At 71.2% G+C, this 23,486-nt stretch carries 16 protein-coding genes; 8 read left to right on the top strand and 8 right to left on the bottom strand.

Annotated elements, in window-relative coordinates; translation table 11 throughout:
• The first annotated feature begins 3 nt into the window (after nucleotides 1-3).
• The 7 genes from E5N76_RS10970 to E5N76_RS10940 all read left to right on the top strand — a co-directional run bounded on the left by E5N76_RS10970 (nucleotide 4) and on the right by E5N76_RS10940 (nucleotide 6,809).
• Nucleotides 4-876, top strand: a complete 873-nt coding sequence (locus tag E5N76_RS10970) for a tripartite tricarboxylate transporter substrate binding protein (RefSeq protein WP_235907659.1) — start codon at nucleotides 4-6, stop codon at nucleotides 874-876.
• 294 nt (nucleotides 877-1,170) lie between these two features.
• Nucleotides 1,171-2,421 carry an MFS transporter gene (locus E5N76_RS10965; protein ID WP_149537335.1) on the top strand — a complete coding sequence of 417 codons (1,251 nt, stop codon included), beginning with the start codon at nucleotides 1,171-1,173 and terminating at the stop codon, nucleotides 2,419-2,421.
• Nucleotides 2,421-3,311 (top strand): polyphosphate kinase 2 family protein, encoded by an 891-nt coding sequence (locus tag E5N76_RS10960; protein ID WP_149537334.1) that lies wholly within the window; start codon nucleotides 2,421-2,423, stop codon nucleotides 3,309-3,311. The genes E5N76_RS10965 and E5N76_RS10960 overlap by 1 nt, the downstream gene beginning before the upstream one ends.
• Nucleotides 3,304-3,753: a DUF2569 family protein gene (locus E5N76_RS10955; protein WP_149537333.1), complete on the top strand. Its 450-nt coding sequence runs from the start codon at nucleotides 3,304-3,306 to the stop codon at nucleotides 3,751-3,753. The genes E5N76_RS10960 and E5N76_RS10955 overlap by 8 nt, the downstream gene beginning before the upstream one ends.
• Nucleotides 3,754-3,785: 32 nt before the next feature.
• Complete coding sequence (locus E5N76_RS10950) at nucleotides 3,786-4,070, top strand: hypothetical protein (RefSeq protein ID WP_149537332.1); 285 nt, start codon at nucleotides 3,786-3,788, stop codon at nucleotides 4,068-4,070.
• Between the two features lie 502 nt (nucleotides 4,071-4,572).
• A complete protein-coding gene (locus tag E5N76_RS30450) occupies nucleotides 4,573-5,286 on the top strand; it encodes a winged helix-turn-helix transcriptional regulator (RefSeq protein WP_149537331.1) in 714 nt (237 codons plus the stop codon).
• Nucleotides 5,287-5,384: 98 nt separating this feature from the next.
• The gene (locus E5N76_RS10940) at nucleotides 5,385-6,809 is read left to right on the top strand and encodes an MATE family efflux transporter (protein ID WP_207791942.1); all 1,425 of its coding nucleotides are present in this window, start codon (nucleotides 5,385-5,387) and stop codon (nucleotides 6,807-6,809) included.
• A 210-nt stretch (nucleotides 6,810-7,019) separates the two neighbouring features.
• On the opposite strand, the gene E5N76_RS10935 is transcribed toward E5N76_RS10940, so the two are convergent.
• The 3 genes from E5N76_RS10935 to E5N76_RS10925 all read right to left on the bottom strand — a co-directional run bounded on the left by E5N76_RS10935 (nucleotide 7,020) and on the right by E5N76_RS10925 (nucleotide 9,432).
• Complete coding sequence (locus tag E5N76_RS10935) at nucleotides 7,020-7,982, bottom strand: Bug family tripartite tricarboxylate transporter substrate binding protein (RefSeq protein WP_149537330.1); 963 nt, start codon at nucleotides 7,980-7,982, stop codon at nucleotides 7,020-7,022.
• Nucleotides 7,979-8,407, bottom strand: a complete 429-nt coding sequence (locus E5N76_RS29475) for a nuclear transport factor 2 family protein (protein ID WP_187830103.1) — start codon at nucleotides 8,405-8,407, stop codon at nucleotides 7,979-7,981. Before E5N76_RS29475 ends, E5N76_RS10935 begins: the two co-directional genes overlap by 4 nt.
• Before the next feature lie 407 nt (nucleotides 8,408-8,814).
• Nucleotides 8,815-9,432 (bottom strand): protein phosphatase CheZ, encoded by a 618-nt coding sequence (locus tag E5N76_RS10925; RefSeq protein ID WP_235907658.1) that lies wholly within the window; start codon nucleotides 9,430-9,432, stop codon nucleotides 8,815-8,817.
• Nucleotides 9,433-9,666: 234 nt separating this feature from the next.
• Here E5N76_RS10925 and E5N76_RS10920 point away from each other — a divergent pair, with 234 nt between their 5' ends.
• On the top strand, nucleotides 9,667-11,130 hold the full coding sequence (locus E5N76_RS10920; RefSeq protein ID WP_149537328.1) for a helicase HerA domain-containing protein: 1,464 nt from the start codon (nucleotides 9,667-9,669) through the stop codon (nucleotides 11,128-11,130).
• A 19-nt stretch (nucleotides 11,131-11,149) separates the two neighbouring features.
• Here the strand turns inward: E5N76_RS10920 and E5N76_RS10915 are convergent, their stop codons facing one another.
• From E5N76_RS10915 to E5N76_RS10895, 5 genes are all read right to left on the bottom strand, one after another.
• Complete coding sequence (locus E5N76_RS10915; protein WP_149537327.1) at nucleotides 11,150-12,553, bottom strand: SIR2 family protein; 1,404 nt, start codon at nucleotides 12,551-12,553, stop codon at nucleotides 11,150-11,152.
• 274 nt (nucleotides 12,554-12,827) lie between these two features.
• Nucleotides 12,828-15,605 (bottom strand): phosphoenolpyruvate carboxylase, encoded by a 2,778-nt coding sequence (locus E5N76_RS10910; protein ID WP_207791941.1) that lies wholly within the window; start codon nucleotides 15,603-15,605, stop codon nucleotides 12,828-12,830.
• A 253-nt stretch (nucleotides 15,606-15,858) separates the two neighbouring features.
• Entirely contained in the window at nucleotides 15,859-19,863 is a 4,005-nt protein-coding gene (gene glgX, locus E5N76_RS10905) for a glycogen debranching protein GlgX (RefSeq protein WP_149537325.1), read from the bottom strand.
• A gap of 453 nt (nucleotides 19,864-20,316) precedes the next feature.
• Nucleotides 20,317-22,191, bottom strand: coding sequence for a PAS domain S-box protein (locus E5N76_RS10900; RefSeq protein ID WP_149537324.1), 1,875 nt, complete (start codon nucleotides 22,189-22,191; stop codon nucleotides 20,317-20,319).
• A gap of 90 nt (nucleotides 22,192-22,281) precedes the next feature.
• The gene (locus E5N76_RS10895; RefSeq protein WP_149537323.1) at nucleotides 22,282-23,370 is read right to left on the bottom strand and encodes a TRAP transporter substrate-binding protein; all 1,089 of its coding nucleotides are present in this window, start codon (nucleotides 23,368-23,370) and stop codon (nucleotides 22,282-22,284) included.
• Nucleotides 23,371-23,486: the final 116 nt, after the last annotated feature.

Here is a 23,486-nt window from a genome sequence, read left to right as displayed (position 1 = left end):
CGCATGATCGTGCCCTACACCCCGGGCGGCGCCACGGACGCCATGGCCCGCCTCGCCGCGCTGAAGATCGGCGAGGCGGTGGGGCAGAGCGTGGTGGTGGAGAACCGGCCGGGCGGCAATGGCGTGGTCGGCACCGCCGCGGTGCTGCAGGCGCCGGCGGATGGCTACACCATCCTCGGCAGCGCCTCCACCCATGTGCTGATGCACCTGGTGCTGAAATCCCCGGGCTATGACCCGCTGGCGGATTTCCGGCCGGTGGCCCGCACCGCCTGGGCGCCGGCCATGCTGGTGATGGACCCGAAGCGGCCGCAGCGGACGCTGCCGGAGGTGGTGGCGGCGGCCAAGGCGCGGCCGCGGGACTGGAGCTTCGGCGTCTCCTCCCTCGGCGCGTCCGGCCATCTCGCCGCCATCGCCTTCAACCGCGCGACCGAGGCCGGCATCGAGATCATCCCCTATCGCGGCACCGCGCCCGCGCTGACCGACTTGCAGGCGGGCAGCATCCAGCTCATGTTCGACAGCGCCTTCGCCCTGCTGCAGCCCGCCCGCGCCGGCAATGTCCGGGGGCTGGCGATCGCCTCGCGGGAACGGACGCCGCTGGCGCCGGAGCTGCCGACGGCCATCGAGACCGGGCTGCCCGACTTCGAATTCGCCTCCTGGTACGGGGTCTGGGCGGCGCGCGGCGTGCCGGACGGGATCGTGCAACGCATGCATGAGGCGCTGCGGGCCGGCTTCGCCGATCCCAGCGTGGTGCAGCGCCTGACCGCCCTGGTCTGCGAGCCGGTGACGGAGAGCCTGGCCGCGACCGAGGCCTATATCGCCGCCGATGTCGCCAAGAACGCCGCCCTGCTGCGCTATGCCCGCTTCGAGCCGGTGTGATGCCGCCGGCCGCGCGGGCCGGTCGGGATGGGTGGAGCGGCCATTTGCCGTGGCGGGCCGGCCGCATTTGGTGAAGCGCCCGCCTGCCGCGGTGGGATGGCCGGGCTGGGCGAAGCGCCCATTCGCCGCGACGGGACGGCGGGGATGGACGAAGCACCCACCTGCCGCGGCGGCGCGGCGGGGATGGGCGAAGCGCCCGCTCGTCGCGACGGGACGGCCGGGACGGGCTAAGCACCCACCTGCCGCGGCTGGGCGGCGCGGCGGGCGCTGCCGCAGGCCGGCCGGCCCCCTGGCATGAGCGCCATCATCCAGGGTGGTGCCGTGCCAGCTATCCGCCACCGCTTCCTCCGCATCGTCCTGCCCTTCGTGGGCATGAGCTTCATGAACCAGGCGGCGCGCAGCGTGGTGGCCACGGTGGGGCCCGCCATGGCGCTGGAATTCGGCCTCTCCGCCAGCGGCCTCGGCGCCCTCGCCGCGGTGTTCTTCTTTGCCTATGCGGCGACGCAGCTTCCCCTGGGCCTTGCCATCGACCTCTGGGGGCCGCGGCGGGTGCAGGCGGCGCTGGCGCTGGTCGCGGCGCTGGGCTTCGCCCTCTGCGCCCTGGCGCCGGACCCCTTCGTGCTCGGCATTGCCCGCTTCGTCACCGGCATCGGCATCGCCGGCGCGCTCATCGGCCTCATCAAGGCCAATGTGCAGTGGTACCCGCCGGCGCGGATCGCCGCGATCACCGGCGCCGGCGTCTTCATCGGCGCGGCCGGCGGGCTGGCGGCGACGGTGCCGGTGCAATGGGCGCTGCCCTTCTTCGGCTGGCGCAACGTCTTCCTGCTGCTCGCGGGCCTCTCTGCCGCCGTCTCGCTCTGGATCCTGCTTTCCGTCCCCAACCGGGCGCCGGGGGCGAAGCCGGCGCAGCGGCGGCGCCTCGGCGTCGAGATCGGCGAATTCGGCCGCATCTTCCGCCACCCCGTCTTCCTGCGGCACATGCCGGCCGTCGCCCTGCTGTCCGGCCTGGTCTTCACCTATCAGGGGCTCTGGGCCGGGCCCTGGCTGCGCGATGTCGGCGGGCTTGGCGACCTGCCGCGGGCCCAGGTGCTGCTGACCTATGCGCTCGGCATGATGACCGGCCAGCTCCTCGGCGGCCAGGTCGCCTCCGCGCTGCAGGCGCGCGGGCGCAACCCGATGGTGGTGCCCTTCTTCGGCCTCGGCGCCATGATGCTGGTGCAGGCGCTGCTGATCGCCGGGCCGCGCGACCTGCTGGCGCTGCACCTCCTCTGGTTCCTCTTTGCCTGCGTCGGCTCCTGCGGGCCGGTGGCCTATGCGGCGCTCGCCCAGCGCTTCCCGCCGGAGCTGACAGGGCGGGTGGCGACGGCGTTGAATGGCAGTATGCTGGCCCTCGTCTTCCTGCTGCAGAACCTGATCGGCTGGATCCTCGACCTCTGGCCGCGCACCGCGACCGGCGGCTGGGACCCGGCAGGCTATGGCTGGGCGCTCGGCGTCACCCTGGCCGGCCAGGTGCTGACCCTCCTCTGGCTCCTGCGAGGCCGCTGATGGACGCCAAGACCCGCCGCAAGCTGCTCGCCCGCTACCGGGTGGAACAGGGCAAGGGCTTCCGCCTGAAGGAGCACGACCCGGACGACACCGCCGGCTACAGCCTCGCCAAGCCCACCGCCGCCGCGCTGCTGCAGGAGGGCGTCGAGTACCTCTCCACCATGCAGGACAAGCTCTATGCCCAGGACCGCTGGGCGGTGCTCTGCATCTTCCAGGCGATGGACGCGGCGGGCAAGGACAGCGCCGTCAAGCATGTGTTCAGCGGGGTGAACCCGCAGGGCTGCCACGTCGCCGCCTTCAAGGCGCCCAGCACCCTGGAGCGGGACCATGATTTCCTCTGGCGCCACGTCACCGCCCTGCCCGCCCGCGGCATGATCGGCATCCACAACCGCTCCTGGTACGAGGAGGTGCTGGTGGTGCGGGTGCACCCCGAGATCCTGGCCGGGCAGAAGCTGCCCGATGCGGTACGCGGCAAGCAGATCTGGCAGGAGCGGCTGGCCGATATCGCGGCGTTCGAGGCCTATCTCGGCCGCCAGGGGGTGAAGGTGGTGAAGTTCTTCCTGCATCTGAGCAAGGAGGAGCAGCGCCGCCGCTTCCTGAAGCGGATCGAGGAGCCGGAGAAGCACTGGAAATTCGAGGCCGGCGACGTCGCCGAGCGGCGCCATTGGGCGGATTACCAGACGGCCTATGAGGCGGCGATCCGTGCCACCGCCACGCCGGAGGCGCCCTGGTACGTGGTGCCGGCGGACAACAAATGGTTCACCCGGCTGGTGGTGGCGGAAGCCCTGGCGGCGACGCTGGAGGGGCTGGACCTGCACTACCCGACGCCCGGCGCGGCCGAGCTGTCGGCGCTGGCGGCGGCCCGGAAGGCGCTGGACGAGGATGGCTGAGCCGCCGCGCGGCGTCGGCGGCTGGCTGCTTTTCCTCTGCCTGACGCTGACGGTGCTGATGCCGCTGGCAACGCTCGCCGCCAACCTCACCGGCTGGCCGGCGCCGGCGGTGCTGGAGATGTTCCCCCGGCTCGAGCTCGCGCTCTGGGCCGTGGTGTGCGGGGAAATCCTGGTCAATCTTTACGCCATCGTTACCGGGGTGGGGCTGTGGCGGGTCTCGCCCGGGGCGCTGCCGCGGGCGCGGCGCTTCCTGCTGGCGCTGCTGGGCTGGCGGCTGGCCGCGCCCTTCCTGATGGCCGGGCTGGCCGGGCTGCCGCCGGAAGGGACGCAGGCGCTGCTGCTGGACGGGCTGAAGGACACGGCACGGACGGCCGTCTTCGTGCTGCTCTGGTGGCTCTATCTGAAACGATCCCGGCGGGTGGCGGCGACATACGGCGCTTGACCTCTGCGGGAAGGCTGGCGAAGCTTCCTCCTGTGAGAGACCTTGTCAGCGTCAGGGGCGGCGACGAGGACACGCTCTGGGCCGTTTATGCCACGGTCGGGCGCACCCATCGCCTTGCGGAGGTCTTTCGCAGCCGGGCCGCGGCCCTGGCGGACCGGGACTGGCGGGCGCAGCAGGTCAGCGCCTATGCGGATTTCCTGACCCGTACCAAGCAGCCCTTGCCGCATTACAGCGTCGCGCCGATCCGCCGCAGCGACATGCCGCGCAAATGGACCCCGCTGCCCGCGCTGGGGTTTTTGCGGGGGCAATTCGTTTAATCCCCAAGGCGCCGCTCGCGCGGCGCCTTGGGGGCCTGGAGTCGCCGTTCTGACGAGGCCTCGCACAGCCTGACGCGGCAAAGCCGCGCCAGGCGCTGGGCGGCGCTCTTCGGGCGGGGGGGGCTTGAGGCCTGGCGTCTGGCCGGGGCTCGGGAGAAGCTGCCGCTCGCCGAGGTCCCCATCCCCTCCCCCGCTTTGCGAGGGGCGGGGTGGGGGCGGCAGCATCAGTGGCGGTGATGCGGGACGCCGGTCCCAGGGCCCCGCCTCCCCGTGAGACCTCGCGGCCGGTCCCACCCGCTCCCCGTTGGACGCGGTGCATCCACCCCCCCGCCAGCGGGGGAGGGAGACCGGCAGGCTGCCTTCACATTGCCCGGCGAGAGGCGCGGCGAGCCGGCCGAGACCGACCCTTTCTCCCACAGCCCCGCCCCTGCCGCATGACCGCCGCCGGCGATATGCAAGCTTGTCACTTGCATCATGATAGTGACTACCTCAGCCTCCGCCCATGCAGCACACCCGCCTGGCCGCCATGCCCTGCCCCATCGCCCGCAGCCTGGACCGGGTCGGCGAATGGTGGAGCATCCTCATTCTGCGGGACGCCTTCGCCGGCATGACCCGCTTCGAGGAATTCCGCGCGAGCCTCGGCATCGCCCCCAACATGCTGACGCGCCGGCTGAACGCCCTGGTGGAAGCCGGCCTGCTGGAACGCCGGCCCTATTCGGACCGCCCGCCCCGGCACGAGTACCTGCTGACCCCGCGCGGCCGGGATTTCCGCCAGGTGCTGCTGGCGCTGCTCACCTGGGGCAACCGGCATTTCGCGCCGGAAGGCGCCAGCGTGCAGATCCTGCATGCCGAGAGCGGCGCCTTGGCCGAGCCGGTGCTGGTGGACCGCGCCACCGGCCTGCCGATCGACGGCCCCGCCTTCCGCCTTGCCCCTGGCCCGGCGGCCAGCGCCGCCACCCATCGCCGCCTGGCCCGGTCCCGTACCGGCGCCGCTGGTGCCGATATGGCCGATCCTGCCCTCGCCGCGCCTGTCGGCGCCGCTGCCGGTCCTGCCGGCGCTGACGCTGTCGGTCCCGCGCTCCCTGGCGCTAGCGGCGGCGCTGCCGCCGCCCCCGGCCCGGCGGGTGCCGGCGCCACCCCCGCCGATCCCGCCCCCGCTGGCACTGCCGGTGCCGGTCCCGCGGCCGCTGGCGCCGCCCGGCCGCCTCTCGCCTAGCCCAACCCCGCCGGCCCGATCTGGCCCCCTCGCCTGGCCCAACCCCACCGGCCCGGCCGGCCCCCGCCCCCGACAGCGCCCCCCGAAGGACCCGCCGCATGAACGCCCTGGCCCCCGCCCGCACCGCCCCGGCGCCATCACCACCGCCAGCGCCGACGCAAAGCGCGATGAACCCGCGCACCCGCCGGCTGCTGGAAGGGCCGATCCTCGCCACCCTGCTGCGCCTTGCCTGGCCGAATACGCTGGTCATGCTGGCCCAGGCCTCGGTCGGGCTGATCGAAACCTGGTGGGTCTCGCATCTCGGCACCGAGGCGCTGGCCGGCCTGGCCCTGGTCTTCCCCGGCTACATGCTGATGCAGATGCTCTCCGCCGGGGCGATCGGCGGCGGCATCTCCTCCGCCATCGCCCGGGCGCTGGGCGCCAACAAGCGGGAGGATGCGGATTCCCTCTTCTCCCACGCCCTCATCATCAATGGCGGGCTCGGGCTGTTCTTCAGCGCGCTCTTCCTGCTCTTCGGCCGGGAATTCTACGCCGCGCTGGGCGGCGAAGGGGGCGCGCTCGATGCCGCCCTCGCCTATTCGGACGTGGTCTTCGCCGGCGCCGTGCTGGTCTGGCTGGGCAATGCCTTCGCCAGCGTGCTGCGCGGCACCGGCAACATGGCGCTGCCCTCCTTCGCCATCATCCTCGGCGTGGCGCTGCTGCTGCCGCTCTCGCCGCTGCTGATCTACGGGCTGGGGCCGGTCCCCGGGATGGGGGTGGCGGGCGCCGGCTGGGCGGTGGTTCTCACCTCCGCCCTCACCGCGGGACTGCTGGGCTGGGCGGTGTTCACCGGGCGCAGCATCGCCCGGCCGCGCCGCGGGAAGCCGCAGGCCAGGCTGTTCGGCGACATCCTCCGGGTCGGCGCCGTCGCTTCCATCAGCACCTTCCAGACCACGGCGACGGTGGCGCTGACCACCGCCCTGGTGGCGCATGCCGGCGGTACCGATGCGGTGGCCGGCTACGGCACCGGCAGCCGGCTGGAATACCTGCTGATCCCGCTGGTCTTCGGCCTCGGGGCGCCGCTGGTGGCGCTGGTGGGCACCAATATCGGCGCCGGGCAGCGGCAGCGGGCGCTGCGCATCGCCATGACCGGGGCGGGGATCGCCTTCCTGATCTGCGAGGCGGTGGGCATCGCCGCGGCGATCTGGCCGCGCGCCTGGCTGGGGCTGTTCGGCGCCGACCCGGCGATGCTGGACACCGGCAGCGCCTATCTGCGGCTGGTCGGACCGACCTATGGCTTCTTCGGCATGGGGCTGGCGCTGTATTTCGCATCGCAGGGGGCGGGGCGGCTGCTCTGGCCGCTGGCGGCGGGGTTCCTGCGGCTGGTGGTGGCGGTGGCGGGGGGATTCCTCGCCATCTCGCTTGGCACCGGGCTACAGGGGGTGTTCGCGGCGCTGGCGGTGGCGCTGGTGATCTACGGCGCGTTGGTCGGCGGGCTGGTGGGTGGCGGGGTGTGGTTCCGGGGCGATGGACGTTGGGGATAGCCAGGGGCTCTGCCCCTGGACCCCGGCAGGGGGCGCTGCCCCCTGCACCCCCGCCGGGGCCAGGACCTGGCCCCGGACCCCGGTCAGAGTTTCAGATCCGGGGTTTGAACCCGCAGACTCGGGGCGAGGTCCGGGGGCGATCCACCCCGGCGGAGGTGCAGGGTCGCGGGCACTGGCCGCGAGAACCACCTGCTGGGAGCGGAGCCCCGATCACCCCGCCCGGATGTCGAACTGCTGGATTACCTTGCGCCACTTCGCCGATTCCGCCGCGATCAGCGCCACAAATTCCTCCGGCGTGGAGGGCTGCGCCGGCGTGCCAAAGCCCTCGAACACCGCGCGGATCTCCGGCCGCGCCAGCGCCTTCCGCGCGGAGTCCGCCAGCGCCGCCAGCACCGGGGCGGGCGTGGCGCCCGGCGCCACCAGCCCGTAATAGATGATGGCCGCCGCCGCCGGCTGCCCCGCCTCCGCCACCGTCGGCACCCCGGGCAGCGAGGGCAGCCGCACCGGCCCGGTGATGGCCAGCGCCCGCAGCGTGCCGGCCTGCAGCAGCGGCACCAGGGGCGGCAGGCCGGAGAACACCATGTCCAGCCGGCCGGCCAGCAGATCGTTCGCCATCTCCGCATTGCCGCGATAGGGCACATGCACCAGCTCCAGCCCCGCCGCCGCGGCGAAGGCGGCGCCGGCCAGGTGGTTGGTGCTGCCGACGCCGGAGGAGCCGTAGCTGAGCTGTCCCGGCCGCGACTTCGCCAGCGCCACCAGCCCCGCCACGTCACGCGCCGGCAGCTCCTTCGCCACCGCCAGCACATTGGGCCCGATCGCCACCAGGCAGACCGGGGCAATCTCGGTGGCGGGGTCGAAGGGCATGCTGGGCATCAGATGCGGGTTGATGGAAAGCGGCCCGGGGGTGCAGAGGCCGATCACATGCCCGTCCTTAGCCGCCTTGGCCACGGCGTCGATGCCGACATTGCCGCCGGCGCCGGCGCGGTTCTCCACCAGCACGGGCTGGCCCAGCCCCTCCCCCAGCGGGCCGGCCATGGCGCGGGCCATGAGGTCCACCGTGGCGCCCGGGGCGAAGGGGGCGATCAGCCTTATGGGGCGGGTGAAGCGCGCCTCCGCCCGCGCCGCGGCGGGGAGGAGGAAAGGCAAGGCCAGCGCGGCGCGGCGGCAAATCATCGCTTCAGCCCCAGCTCGCCGGCGATGTCGTTGTGGATTTCGCGGTGGCGGAAGCGCCAGCCGGAGGGGGTGCGCACCAGCTCATCCTCATAGGTGCCGGCGAGGGCGAGCAGCGGGCCGGTTTTGCTCTCCCGTACCATCAGGAAGTTGGATTTCACCCGGGCGCGGTCGCCTTCCAGCGCGATGACGATGTTGGTGGTGAGGTGGCGGCGCTTCGGCCCCTCCCCCGCCACCGGCACGATGGAGCGGGCCAGCGCGGCGATCTCCCGCGGGCCGCGGGCCTTCTGCGGCAGGCGCTGCGGGCCCCATTCGGCATCCTCGGCGAAGAGGGCGCCGAATTCCTCGAAGCGGCATTCATCCAGCGCGAAGCAATAGGCAGCCAGCAGCTCCCTTATGGCCTCACGGTCCTCGAGCGCGGACGGCATGGCTTCCCCCCATAGATGCTTTGGGAAAGGCTCCGCGGCCCAGGAGAGGCTGTCAACCCGGCGCCCCTGGCCGGCCTGGCGCCGGCCGCCGCCCGGATGGCCCTGGCGGGCGGCGGAGCATGCGGATGGGTGGCTCCGCGCAGGGGCCTTATCACCGGAAGCCCAGGCGGCTCGCTCTCCGGCGCCGCATCGGGTCAGGCATGAACGCTTCGGCCTGAAAGAGCGGGCGCCGCGATCTCCGGTGCCGCATCGGGCCGGGCATGAACGCTTCGGCCTGAAAAAGGGCGCCGCGATCTCCAATGCCGTATCGGGCCAGGCATCCGCTCTGTCCTCGAAGGGGCCGCCGCCCCGGTTTCTGCCGCCACGGCGCGCCCGGCCGACACCCTGCATCGCCGGCGGCAAGCACCTCAGCCATTCAGCAGCCGGTCGATCTCGTCCTGGTCGAGGTCGGCGCTGGCCTGCGCCGCCTCGGAGACGGTGTGCAGCACCGCCTTCACCTCCAGCTTCTGCTCCGCCGGGGTGGCGCTGATGGCGGGGACGATGCTCTCCAGCATGGTCTCCACCTGCTGCAGATGCTGGATGGCCCGGCGGATGCGCTGGCTGGTGACGTCCTGGAAGGAGCAGGCCTCGAAGATCGAATTCACCTTGTCCGAGAGGGCGCGGAGCGAGGCGGTGTCGTGGCTGCCGCTGCTGATCCAGTCCTGGATCGCCTCGGCGGCTTCCATGATGGTGTTGGCGGCGGCCTCCGTCGCCTGCACCACCGCTTCCAGCTCCAGCCCGCTGTTGCGGCTGTTGGCGGCGGGGATGGCGACCAGCTTGACGATCTGGTCGTGGATCTTGCTGAGCTGGCCGGAGAGGTTGGCCTCGGAGAAATCCATAAGCTGGACCGTGGCCGCGACCTCGGCGCTCACCTCCTGAATGCGGCGGTCGAGGAAGCTGCGCAATTCCTCGAACATCGGGAGCAATTCCGCCCGCAGCCCGGCCCGCAGCGAGTCCGGCGCCGGCGAGGGGGTCTCAAGCAGCATCAGGCGGCCTCCAAAGGGGTGCGGGCAAGGCCCGCTACCCATGGCATGGAGAGTGTGAAGACCGGGTTATGCCTTGCTGCCCCGACCCGGCGGCTGCGTTGTCCCTGGCCTGCTGCTCCGCGCCATGCGGCGGAGGGCTGGCGAAGCGGGCGGGCGCGACATCGGCCGGCGCCGCGCTTTTCCCCCGGGCGCGGACGGGGTAGAGGCCCCCTCCATGGGGGCAGCAGGGGCTGGATGACGGTCGCGATCGAGCTGGGGTCGGCGGAAGGCGGCGCGCCGGCGGTGCCAGTGGTGATAGATCTGGAGGAATTGCTGGCCACCCGCCTGCTGGTGCAGGGCAATTCCGGCTGCGGCAAGTCCCACCTGCTGCGCCGGCTGATGGAGCGCAGCGCGCCCTGGGTGCAGCAGGTGGTGATCGATCCAGAGGGGGATTTCACCTCGCTCGCCGAGCGCTTCGGGCATCTGGTGATCGACGCCGCGGTGCAGACCGAGGCCGGGCTGGTGCTGGCCGGGGACCGGGCGCGGCGGCACCGGGTCTCCGTCGTGCTGGACCTGGAGGGGCTGGACCCGGAGGGGCAGATGCGCCGGGCGGCGGCCTTCCTGAACGGGCTGTTCGATGCGCCAAGGGAGTTCTGGACGCCGCTGCTGGTGGTGGTGGATGAGGCGCAGCTCTTCGCCCCCTCCGGCGCGGTGGAGGTGGGGGAGGAGGCAAGGCGGGCCTCGCTGGGAGCGATGACCAACCTGATGTGCCGCGGGCGGAAGCGCGGGCTGGCGGGCGTGATCGCCACCCAGCGCCTGGCGAAGCTGGCGAAGAACGTCGCCGCCGAGGCCTCCAACTTCCTGATGGGACGGACCTTCCTCGATATCGACATGGCGCGGGCGGCCGATCTGCTGGGGATGGAGCGGCGCCAGGCGGAGATGTTCCGCGACCTGGCACGGGGGCAGTTCATGGCGCTGGGCCCGGCGCTGAGCCGGCGGCCGGTGCGGGTGGCGGTGGGGGCGGTGGAGACGGAATCGCGCGGGGCGGGGCCGAAGCTGACGCCGCTGCCGGCGGCGCCGGTGGAGGATGCGGCGGCGCTGATCCTGGCGGCGCCGCCGGTGACGGAGGCGGTTAGGCCGGCACGGCGGGCGCCGGCGCCGCCCCCGCCGGATCTGCTGGCGCAATTGGCGGCCGCCCGGCCGGCGGCGCCGGTGGCGGCCGCGCCGGTTTCAGCGGAGGCGCTGGCGGAACGGGGGCGGGCGCTGGCCGCGATGGTGCGGGCGGTGCTGGCGGAGGAGGCGGCGGCGTTCCGGCCGGTGGCGGTGCTGTACCAGGATTTCCTGGTGCGCTGCCGGATCGCGGCGCTGCCCGGGCCATTGGCCGAGCTGGCCGAATTCCGCCGGCTGCTGGCGGTGGGCCGGGCGGAGGTGCCGGAGGAGGTGGCGGCGCGGGAGGAATGGCCCGAGGCGGAGCGGATGGCCGCCGCGCTGCCGGAGGAGCTGCAGGGGGTGTTCCTGAAACTGGCAGCCGCGGCGCTGGCGGGGGCGCCCTGCCCGGGGGATGCGGCGATCGCCCGGGCCTATGGCACGCGCAGCGTAGGGCGGGCGCGGCGGGCGGTGGGATTCATTGAGGAAGCGGGGCTGGTGGTGGTGCGGGAGGATGGGCAGGGGCGGCGGGTGGTGGCGGTTGTGGGGGTGGGGTGGGAAACGAGGTCATGAGCATAGCAATGCTCTACGTCTATGGGCTCTTTTTACCATCTATCTTCACTTCGTAAGGCGAACCATCCCGCACTTTCACCAGCAAATTCAAAGCATCCTTTGAATATTTATGAAATTTAGTTGTGTTGACCATCTCGGTCCTATGGTACCTATTGTCTGATATTTTTACATCAACCCCTGTTTCGTTTTTCATTCTTTCTAACAGTTCGTTTGCAAAATGCCATCCATTGCCACCAAGCAGCTTCCCGAGTTGAGTCGGGCTATAAATGTGATGTGCAGAGGCGGCACTCCAGTCGTCAATATAAGCAATACCAAATAGTTTCGCAAATGAATTAGAATCCGCAACCGAATCGGTGAGCGTTTTAAAATCAGCCTGTATAGGCATACTGGGGATATCATGTCGCACGAGATGATAAGAGCGCGCAAGCAGTGCGCGCAGCACCCTAGGGCTTACATTATTCAGGGTTGGATTGGCGGCGAACGCATCGAATACCCAAGAAAAATCTGTCGTCTCAATCAATTTGACTCGTATCGTACGGTCATCCTCCGTAGCTATGACCCTTTCCTTCGCTGGAGAACTGTCGTTCGTTAGGCTAGGATTCCATTGGAGAATATAGACATTCGGCACAATTCCGCCTTTTTCTGGGAGGGCTTCATCTATATCTGCGAGTATTGCCCTAATGTTTGGATCGGACGCGCTATATCCGACGAACAACAAAGGGTGCTCGTTGAAAAATGTGAGAAGCTTTGCGCTCAGGAATTTCTTTTTCCTTTCAAACGAACGGTAGTCACTTTCTATTATGACAAGACTATTTACATTACTTACACAACCATGTATTTTAAATATCTCTCCGATTGAAAATTGTTGGCCTCTCAGTATTTTTTGGCCTATGACAGGTTCATGCTCCGGAAAGAGCATTTCTAGCATTCTGTCATAATTTGTGGTTATAATCGCGTGTGGCCTTATATTGACGAAAGAATCTATTTCTGCTCCATGTGCAGCGCGGTTGAGTTTGTCGGGTGCTGGCGGAGTTACAGAGCGAAGGTGTTCAGATATTTTGAATTTAAGATAAACCTGAGAATCTGCACCAATCTCGAACAACGTCTTCGGGAACTCATTTCGCCCTGCTCCCCACGCCCATTCCTGATAAATTCTAGCAAACTCTTCCCCGATCGCCGGTGCCGTCCTGTACGCCTGCTTATAAAAGCCCAGTTCTTTTTTTATGTCCGAACAACTCGCCGCTATGTGAGCTAATAGCTCATCCCAATTCGGCGCATTCATGTATCTCTTAGAGAGGCCGCTACCAACAAAGAGAATGGGTTGGCATCCCATACTTCTCACCGTTTCAGAAATATCCTCTGATACTTCCTCGATATATCGAGCATATTTCTGTGAAGCTGGCGCGGTTTTTTCGTCGGTCATGGCATTACCTCGGCCGTGCTCCTTCGACTTGGACGCTCGTTCAAATAGCAGGTTTGTACCGACTCGACGTAGGCTGGACGGGAGAGGGTATCACACTTCCCGTTCGTTTCGCCAAACTCGGTATCAAGCACAGCTGCCGTCGCTGCTGTCTCTGGAAGAGGCTTCGCACAGGAAAACAGGCGCCGAAGCTAAGGCGAAGCACTCGCCATTGCTCAAGTAGAGCACAACCGGGACAGCGTTCCCACTGAAGCAGGCACGGCGCAGCGCTCGCGCTTCAACCGAACGCCCCCACCTCATGCGTAATCGCCGCCCCGCACCCCCGCACCAGCCCGAACAACCGCCCCATCGGCCCGAACAGCGCCGCGTGTTCCGCCGCATAGCTCAGCCCTTCCCGCGGCGCCGGCGGCTCGTGGAAATCCAGCCCCAGCACCTCGCCTGGCGCCGCGGGAAACACCTCCGCCAACAATTTCAGCGCCGGCTCCACATCAAGCTGCAATAGCCGCAGCACCAGCGCCTCCCGCGTCGCCCCATGCCGCGGCGAGAAATCCGGGATCGCCGCCGCCAGCAGCCAGATGCGGTGGATCAGCGCCAGGCGCAGCGCGTGCAGCAGCACCAGCCGGTCATTCATCACCGGCAGATCCGGCCAGGCCGCCTTCAGCGCCAGATGGTCCGCCTGCAAGCGCCGGAACAGCCGCCGCACCAGCGCGTCCAGATCCAGCTTCTCCACCGCATCGGCGACCGCCAGCAACTCCTCCCGCCGCCCCGGCCGCCTGGTGAACCCCGCCCTATCCAGCCAGGGGCCCGGGTCCAGCGTATCCACCACCGCCCGCAGCACGCCGAGGTCGCTGCACGCCACCGCCCGCTGCGCCAGCCGCATCGCCCGGGCGAAGCGGGGCGAGCGCGCCCGCAGATCGGCGAAGGCATCCGGGTTGGCGGAGGCCGCCACCCCCAGCCCATGCATGGAATTCGCCATCCAGCCGAGCTGCTGCAGGATGGCGTTGTTCGGAATGGCGCGTAGCTGCGAGGGGTGGCTGATCCGCACCGCCCCGCCCATCCCGTCGCTCTGCCGCACCGCGGGGCGGCTGCCCGTCCGGTCCAGCAGCCCCGGCCCGAAGGCGCCGAGCAGCGCGGCATAGCCCGGGTCCGCCACCAGCGCCTGCATCTCCCGCCGTACCGTTGCGAAGAAATCCGCGACGTAATCGGCCTCGGCATAAACCGGGTCGTCGCCCTCACCCGGCGGGGTGAAGGCGTGGCAGGCGATGCCGGCGATGGTCGCCTCCGCCAGCTTCAGCGTGCCGAACAGCAGGTAGCCATCGCCGCCCTGGAAGGCCGTCTCCTCCCGCAGCTTCAGCCCGGCCTTGTCCAGCGCCGCCCGCGCCAGCGGTGGGGAGAGATAGGCCAGCCGATCCGCCAGGCTGTCCGGATGGCCGCCGCGGCCGACGCTTTCGCCATGGGTGTCGAACAGCACCACCTCGATGCCGTCCAGCTTGTGCCGCCGCAGCAGTTCTACGAGTCGCAGCTTCAGCCGCTCTGCGAGATACGAGCCAGCGAGTTGCCCGACATATCGCCCGGAATCCGAATAGCCGAATTGCAGGCAGATACGGCCATGCTTGCGAAGGTAGTCGCGGTAATGCGGGCTGCGCAGCGCCTCCTCCAGCACCCGCTCGCCGCGGTCCAGCGCCTCCGCCGTCTCGAACAGCGGCGAGAGCTCCACCGCATGGTCGACGCCGAAGCGCCGCGCCAGCCACAGCGCCGCCAGCAGGGTGTAGCCCGTCTCCGTCTCGGCGATGAGGAAGCGGATCGGCGTGTCGCCATCCACATGCTTGGTGATCTGCGCGCAGGTCAGCATCAGCCGCACCGCGCTCGCCGGCTCGCCGAGCAGCGCGCCGTAATCCACCTTCTGCGCTTCCACCTCGGCCAGCGCGGCGTTGATGGCGGCCAGCAACCCGCGGCGCTGCGCCATATCCTCGGCGGAGATGGTCAGGCCCAGCCGCTGCCGCGCGGCATTGTGCACCTGCGCCGCGTTCAGCCGCATATGGGTGTGGGCCAGCGCCAGCCCATGCGCCACCAGCCCGGCCCGCGCCACCGCCAGCGTCAGCCGCGCCGCATCGTCCGGCGCCTTGGCGATCGCCTGCTCGAACAGCGTCAGCAGCGGCTCCACGGAGGTCAGCGCCGCCGCCTTCTCGCCGACCATCAGCGCAGCCAGGCGCTGCACCTTTACTGGTTCTGGCGCCTCCGGCACTGCCTCGATCTGCGCGGCGACGGCGGCGACCGCGCCCTCTACCCGCAGCAGCAGCGGCGTGGCGCATTCGCCGAGCGGCGCCACCTGCCCGGCCAGCCTTTCGAGCTGCAGCTTCTTCATCACCAGCCGCAGCCGCAGCGTGTCCCACCAGCCGATATCGGTGCGGCCATCCGTGTCGTAGCCCACCCAGGTGGAGAGCAGCACCGGCCGCGGCACCAGCCGCGCCCAACGGTCGGGCCACACCCCCTGCGCCGCGCGCAGCAGGGCAGCGGAAAGGCCATCCAGCGCGTCGCGGCCGCGGCGGATCGCCGCATTGGCCTGGCGGAACTCCTCCTCCAGCGTCGGGGCGGGCGGGCGATGCGCCAGCCCTGGCGGCAGCGGCGCGCCGCTCGCCGCCTCCGCCAGGGCGACGGCGGTGGCGTAGGGCAAGGAAAAGGTCGGGTGGGCGGTGAAGACGGCGGCGAAGCGCGGCTGCTCCACCAGGGCGCGGTAGCGGGCGAAGGGGATGGGGCTGTCATCCGGGTCGGGCCGGACCAGCCTGGCGGCCAGCGCATCCAGGCTGGGCACGCCTTGCTCCAGCGAGACGTAGCGGGCGAGGCGCCTCGCCCGGTCCGCGGCGGCGGAATCCGCCAGGCGCTGCACCATCTCCTCCACCCTGGGCAGGTCCAGCGTACCGTCATCCAGCCGGCGGCTGATGGCCAGGGCGATGAGCAGGACCGGATCGCCGAAAGGGTCCTGCGCCGCGGCGTCGCGGGCCTCGCGCAGGCGGAGGAGAAGCTCCTCCAGGGGGTCGGGGGCGCTGTCTGGCATGGGGGCCATGTTGCATCTGCGAAGGCGGCGGGCGCCAGGGTTTTGGCAGGGGGCGCTGCCCCCTGCACCCCCGCCAGGGGCGCTGCCCCTGGAGCCCGCCGGGGGGTGGACCACCCCCCGGACCCCGGTGGGAGTTTGCGATTCAACCTGCCGACTCTCCGGGGCCGCTCCGGTCCCCGGCGGGAGTGCAGGAGGGCAGCGCCTCTGCCGGGGGGGTTGGCGGCACTGCCGCCAACGGGCAAAGCCCCGATCTTCACCCCGCCGAAAGCGGCGGCCGCTCCCGCCGCACGGCATCCAGAATCGCCCGGGCCCGCGGCGAGGCGAACAGCGCTTCCACCGGCACCGGCAGGCGCCGGCGCCAATTCGGCCGCTGCCAATCCGTGCCGGGCAGGTTCACCGCCACGCGCTCCCCGGCCAGATCCTCCGCCTGCACCAGCAGCAGCGCGGCCGGCGTACGCGCCGCCAGGGCGTGGATCGCGGCGGGCAGATCGGCCTCATCCGCGGGCCACAGCCCTTCCGCCTCCAGCAGCCGGCGCAGCGCCGCGCGCTCCGCCTCCCGCCCGGCGCGGGCCGCCGCCATGTCGCCCAGCCCCAGCGCCTCGCGCTCCGCCAGATCCTCGCCGCTCCACCAGCCGAGCAGCGTCGGCAGGTCGTGCGTCGCCACGCAGGCGGCCGCCAAGGCCGGCCAGCGGGCCGGCGGGATGAACTCCTCGCCCTCGCGCTCGAACCACAGCACGCGGTAGGAGAGCACCCGCTCCGCCGCCAGCTCGGCCCGCAACCCGGGCGGCACGGTGCCGAGATCCTCGCCCACCACCAGGCAGCGCGCCCGGTGGCTTTCCAGCGCCAGCGCCGCCAGCCTTTCCTGCAACGGGTAGCGCAGATAGGCCCCCTCCCCGCCCCGCGCCCCGTCCGGCACCAGGAAGAGCCGCGTCAGCCCCAGCACATGATCGATCCTGAGCGCCGCGGCATGCCGCATATTGGCCCGCAGCAGCGCGGCGAAGCCGGCCTGGTCCGCCGGGTCCGGCGCCGGAATGCCCCAGACCTGCCCTTCCGGCGCGAAGGCATCGGGCGGTGCGCCGATGGAGAGGCCGGCGAGGAAGCGCGCCTCGCTGGACCACAATTCCGCGCCATCCGGCGCCGCCCCCACCGCCAGGTCGCGGTACAGCCCGGCGCCCTGCCGCGCCGCCTCGCCAAGCTGCCGGTCGGCGAGGAATTGCTGGAAGATCTCGAAGCCGATCTCCTCCGGATGCGCGGCGACGAAGCCGGCGACACCGGGCGCGTCGCTGCGGGCGAACTCCGCCGGCCAGGTCCTGGCATCCGTGCTGCCGCGCCAGGCGGCGATGGCGTTGAAGGCGGCGAAGCCTTCCAGCGCCGCCCCACCCGCCTGGCGGAAGGCCGCCATCTCCACCTGCCAGGGATGCGAGGCGGGGAAGGCCCGCCAGGCGGCCAGCAGCCCGGCCCGCTTCGCCTCCCATACCGCGGGGTAGTCCACCAGAGGCCCCTCCGGCAGCACCGGCGGCTGCGGGCCGAAGGGGATGGCGCCCAGGTCAATGAAAGCCGGTTCCAGGAAGCGCCGGTCGGAGGGCTGGTAGGGGCTAGCCCGGCTGCGCTCCAGCGGCGGCAGGGCGTGCGGCGGGGAAATGCCCAGCAGCATCGCCCCCGCCGCCTTCGCCCGCCGCGCCGCCTCCGCCAGGGCGGTGTAGTCGCCGATCCCCTGATCGCCCCCTTGGTCCCCTGGGCGCCGCAGTGCATAGAGCTGCGCCGCGACGCCGAAGCCGCGGCCGCCGGCCGCCAGCGCCTCCGGCAGGAAGCTCGCCGGCGGGGCGATGGTGACGGTGCAGGCCAGTTCCGGCCTGCCCTCCGGGAAGACCAGATGCCGGCCGAGGGGCAGCGGCGGCAGGGTCACGCGCCGCACCGGCTGCCGGCCGGGCGCCTGCTCCCAGGGACCGGTCACCGCCAGGGGCCGGGTGGTGCCATCCTCCAGCGCCAGCACCAACCAGCCTGCCACCCCGCAGGGCAGGGTCGCCGCCTCGCCCAGGCGGAAGCTGGCGGTCCCGGGCAGGGGGCGGGGCGCCGCCAGATGGGCCAGGCTCTCCCGCGCCTGCGCCGCGCTTTCCGCCGGCAGGCCGAGCGCCGCCAGGATGGCCCGCAGGCTGCCCTCCGGCACCAGATGCGCCTGGCCATCCAGCCCATGCCATTCGGGCGCGATGCCGGCCGCCTGCGCCAGCTCGCGCAGCAGGGCGGGCTCGGCCGCCGCCTTCGGCGCCAGCTTCTCCTCCGCCAGCAGCAGCACGCTGCGCGGGCCGATCGGCAGCCTTTCCGTCACCTGCCCTGCCCGCGCCGGGTCGGCGCTGTCGGCCAGCAGCCGCCAGCCCTGGCCCGGCCGGGGCGGCGGCAGCACCAGCTCCGCCGCTTCCTCCGCCCCGTGCACCGCCACCGCCACCCGGTCCCCGGCGGCGTAGAACACCGCCACCACGGCCCGGGTACGGCCCCAATCCTCGGATTGCTTCGGCCGCCCATCCAGATGCCGCCAGGCGACATCGGGGATGAAGCTGGCATCCACCGCCTGGCCGGTCAGCGCCGTGCCGGCGGTCAGCGCCGGGTGGTCCAGCCGGGCCCGCACCAGCCGGGCAGCGAAATCGCACAGCCCCTGGTCCATCCCGGCCCAGTCGAACCAGGAGGTCGCGTTGTCCTGCGCATAGGCGTTGTTGTTGCCGTGCTGGCTGCGCCCCGCCTCATCCCCCATGCCGAGCAGCGGCGTGCCGCGTGCCGCCAGCAGCGTGGCCAGCAGCGCCCGCTGGTCCGCGAGGCGCCTGGCCTGGATGGCGGGGTCGTCGGTCGGGCCCTCCACCCCATGGTTCCAGGAGTGGTTGCCGGGATGGCCGTCCCGGTTGTCCTCGCCATTCGCGGCGTTGTGCCGATGCACGTAGCTGACCAGATCGGCCAGGGTGAAGCCGTCATGCGCCGTGATGTAGTTGACGCTGTCCGCCACCCGCCTGCCGCTGCGGAACAGGTCGGCGGAGCCGGCGAGGCGGGTGGCGATCTCCCCGGCCATCCCGGCATCGCCGCGCCAGAAGCGCCGCACCGCGTCGCGGAAACGGTCATTCCACTCGCCCCAGCCGGCGGGGAATTCGCCCAGCCGATAGCCGCCCGGGCCGATATCCCAGGGCTCGGCGATGACGAGCCGGTCGCGCAGCAAGGGCTCCTGCCGCATGGCGGAGAGCAGGGGCGCGGCGGGGTCGAACCCTTCCTGCCGCCGCCCCAGAGTCACGCCAAGGTCGAGGCGGATGCCCTCGATGCCCGTCTCCGCCACCCAATGGCGCATCGCATCCATGGCGAGGCGCAGCGGCCAGGGCCGGTCCAGCGCCATGGTGTTGCCGCAGCCCGTGTCATTGCCATAGGCGCCGTCCGGCAGCAGGCGGTGGAATTCCGCGTCGGCCAGGCCGCGCAGGGAAAGGGTGGGGCCGGCCACATCCCCCTCCCCGCTATGGTTCAGCACCATGTCGAGGATCACGCCGATCCCCGCTTCCCGCAGCGCGGCGACCGCGGCGCGGATTTCCGCCATGCCGCCCGGCGCCAGGCGCGGGCAGGGGGCGAGCAGCGCCACCGGGTTATAATTCCAGTAATTCCGCAGGCCGAGCGGCGGCAGATGCCGCTCATCGATCCCCGCGGCGAGCGGCATCAGCTCCACATGCGTCACCCCCAACCGCTGGAGATGCGCGATGGCAGCAGGGTGGCCGAGGGCCGCGACGGTGCCGCGGACATCCTCCGGGATCTCCGGATGCAGCCGGGTGAAGCCCCTGGCGTGCAATTCGTAGATCACCCGGGGGCCGCGGCGGGGTGGCGGGGCCGGCTCCGGCGTCGCCCTGGCCACCACCACCGCCTTCGGCATCAGCGGCGCCGTCTCGGCGCCGAAGCGGCCGAGGTCAGGGTGGTAGGCGAAGGGCCGGTCGATGCGCCGCGCCCAGGGGTCCAGCAGCAGCTTGGCGGGGTCGAAGCGCCGGCCATGCGCCGGGTCCCATGGCCCCTCCGCCCTTAGCCCGTAGCGGGCGCCGGGGCCGATGCCGGCGATATGGCCATGCCAGACCTCGCCGCTGCGGGCGGGCAGGCGATGGCGGGCCAGCTCCTCCTGCCCCGCCCGGTCGAACAGGCAGAAGAAGACGGCGGTGGCGGCAGGCGCCACCACGGCGACGTTCACCCCCAGCGCATCGGCGGTGACACCGAGCGGCTCCGGCCGCCCTTCAGTCAGCAACGGCATGGGGCAGCAAAGGCATGGGGCCGGGCGGGTCCAGCAACGGAAATCGAAACCGGTCCGGGTGGCGCCCGCATCCTGAGGTCCTCTCTTGCCGCGTCGCGGCCTCCAACGGCGAAGACCGCGTCCGGTCGCATGCCGCGGGGCATGGGCGGAGCGGAATAGGCGGTGGCCCGGGGAAATGAAAATGAAAAGGCAAAAAAGGGCTTGCCCCCGAACCCCCACTGGGGGCCCCTCTCCGGGCCCCGATGGGAGTCTGCAGGTTGAACCCTCGGGGCCGAAACTCATGGGGTCCGGGGGGAAGCATTCCCCCCGGCGGGAGTGCGGAGGGCAGCGCCCTCTGCCGGGGGGTTGAGGGCGAAGCCCCCATTCCTGCCAAGTTGACCTCCTGGGGCTTTGCCTCCGGAGCCCGCCGGCAGTGCCGGCAGCCCCTTTCCCGGACCCCGGCGTGAATCGGCCTCACCCGCCCCGCGTCAGCGCCCGCTCCAGCGGCAGGATGATGTCGCAGACCAGCCCTTCCTGGTGCCAGTGCCGCTCCACCGTGCCGCCAAGCTGGTCGCGCAGCGTCGCCTCCAGCACGCGGGAGCCGAAGCCGCGCTGCGTCGGCGGACCCGCCACCAGCGGCCCGCCCGTCTCGCTCCAGCGCAGATGCAGCGTCCCCGCCGCCACCTCCTGCCACCAGCCGATGCCGAGCTGGCCGTCCGGCACGGAGAGCGCGCCGTATTTCGTGGCATTCGTCGCCAGCTCATGCAGCGCCATGGAAACCGCCTGGGCGGCGGTGGGGGCCAGGCGGAGTTCCGGCCCGCCGGTGCGCAGCCTGCCATGCGCGAAGGGCGCCATCTCCGCCGCCACCAGCGCGGCGAGGGAGGCGCCGGTCCAGCGGCCGCGCGCCAGCAGGGTATGGGCCCGGGCCAGCGCCATCACCCTGCCTTCCACCGCCTGGGCGAAGCTCACCACATCCGTCTTCGGCGTCAGCCGCAGCGCTGCCTGCACCACCGCCAGCGCGTTCTTCGCCCGGTGGTCCAGCTCCCGCGCCAGCAGCGTCCGCTCCTCCTCCGCCCGCTTCAGCTCGGAGAGGTCGCGCATGATGGCGGAGTAATTCTCCACCTCCCCGCCCGGCCCGTGATGCGCCAGCACGACGAGGGAGACCGGCACGTCCCGCCCGTCCGCGGCCATCACCAGCCCCTCCCCCACCCAGGATCCGTCCCTTGCCGCGACCGGCATCGCCTCCTCCAGCAGCGTCTGCGCCACTGCCGGCGGGTGGCAGGCGAGGAGCTGCACCGCCTCCGGCGGGGTGTTCTCGCCGAGGCCCAGCAGCCGGCGATAGGCGGTGTTCAGATAGACGGCGCGGCCGGTCCGGGCGTCGCTGATCGCCACCAGATCGGGCGTCGCTTCCAGGATGGCGGCCAGCCGGGCGAGATTCGCCTCTATCGCCTTGCGGCCGGTGATGTCGAAATGCGCCCTGTACGCGACCTCCCGCTCCCCCAGCCGGATGCCCTGCACCCGCACCAGCACGTCCCGCAGCAGGCCGGAGCGCAGGCGGTGCTGTGCCTCAAATTCCTGGGTGCCGGGGCGGATGGCATGGGCGCGGGCGCGGCGGCGGATGGCATCGACATCGCCCAGCGCATCGACATCGGCGATGTTGAGCCGGGTGAATTCCTCCGGCGTGTAGCCGAATTCCTCGCTGGCCGCGGTATTGACGTCGAGGATGTTCAACGTCGCCGCATCCAGCACGATGACGCCGAAGGGGGCGGAATCGAACAGCACCCGGTAGCGTGCCTCGGCCTCGCGCAGCGCCTGCTCGGCGCGTTTCCGCTCGGTGACGTCGAAGGTGATGCCGGCGGCCCGCAGCGGCCGGCCGGTCCCCGGCTCCCGCTCCGTCACCCTGCCCTGGCTGCGCAGCCAGCGCACCGCGCCATCCGCCCCGACCACGCGGAATTCCACCGCGTCGAAGGCCGCTTCCTCCGGGCCGCGGCCGATGGCGCGACGGATCGCCCGGGTCATCGCCGCCTGGTCGGCCGGGTGCGCCGCCGCCACCACCGCGGCCAGAGTGCCGAGGCTGCCGGGCGGGCGGCCATACAGCGCCTCCCGCCCCGCCGAGCCGGTGAGGCGGTCGCCTTCCGCCTGCCACTCCCAGGTGGCCATGCGGGCGGCGTCCAGCGCCAGGCGCAATTGCTGCTCGCGCGCCGCCAGCGCCGCCCGGCTCAGGGCAAGCTCGGCATTGGCCCGGCGCAGCGCCTCATTGGCCGCCTCCGCGGCGGCCAGGTCCCGCCGGACCCGCGCTGCCGCCGCCTCGTCATCTCCCGTCGCGCCCACCAGGCCCAGATCACCCATGGCGTTGCATAGGCGCCCCACCACGCCTTTCCCGCAACGGTTCTGCAAGCCGTTGCGGGATGACGAAATCGCGATCAGCCCGCCCGGGGCTCAGCGCCCCGGGACCGGGTTGGCGAAGCGGAAAGCGTCCAGGGCGAATTCCCCGACCCGGAACCAATTATTGGAGGAATCGAGGAAGGGCCGCCAGCTTGCATAAAGGGCGCGGAAATCCTCGTTCTGCGCCGCCACCTCCTCGAAGGTCTCGAAGCTGGCCTTGTAGGCGGCTTCCAGCACCGGGCGGGAGAAGCTGCGGAGTTGCGTGCCCTGGGCGACCATGCGGCGCAGCGCATCCGGGTTGCGGGCGTCGTAGCGCGCCATCATCAGGCTGTTCTGCTCCGCCGCCGCCACCTCGAACATCTCCTTGAAGACGGCCGGCAAGGCTTCCCAGGCGGCGACATGGACGATGCCGGTGATGCTGCCGCTGCCTTCCCACCAGCCCGGCGTGTAGTAGTAGCGGGCGACCTTGTGGAAGCCGAGCTTCTCATCGTCATAGGGGCCGACCCATTCGGCGGCATCGATCGTGCCGCGCTCCAGCGCCGCGTAGATGTCGCTGGCCGCGAGCTGCTGCGGCACGGCGCCGAGCTTCGAAAGGATGCGGCCGCCGAAGCCGCCGATGCGCATCTTGAGGCCGTTCAGGTCTTCGACCGTGCGGATCTCCTTGCGGTAGAAGCCGCCCATCTGCACGCCGACATTGCCGACGACATGGTTCACGATGTCGAACTTCCGGTACATGGCGCGGAGGAGATCCCTGCCGCCGCCCTCATTCACCCAGGTGGTCTGCTGCCGGGAATTGAGGCCGAAGGGCAGGCCGCCATCGAAGCCGAGGGCGGGCGACTTGCCGATGAAATTGGTGGAGAGGATGTGGCCGCATTCCACCGAGCCGGTCTGCACCGCATCGAAGGTCTGCAGGGCGGGGACCAGCTCGCCGCCCGGGAAGGGGCGGATCTCGAAGCGGCCCTCGCTGATCTGGCCGATGCGGCGGCACAGCGCCTCGGCGGAGCCATAGAGCGTGTCCAGGCTGCGCGGCCAGGCGGTGGCCATGCGCCAGCGCACCGCAGGGGCGGGCTGGGCAAGGGCGGGCGTGGCCAGGGTCGCGCCAAGAATGGCGCCCCGGGCAAGGCGGCGGCGATGAAGCGTCATGCGTGAAGGCCCCGGTGTTGTTGTGGGCCGTGCTTCTGGCGTGCCGTTGTCGAGGGGGAGCGCTGCTCCCCCTCGTTGGGCGCAGTGCGCCCAACCCCCTTCGCCAAGGGCCGAAA

This window comes from Siccirubricoccus phaeus (assembly GCF_008360935.1).
GTDB lineage: Bacteria > Pseudomonadota > Alphaproteobacteria > Acetobacterales > Acetobacteraceae > Siccirubricoccus > Siccirubricoccus phaeus.
This window is presented reverse-complemented; position numbering and strand designations above follow the sequence as displayed.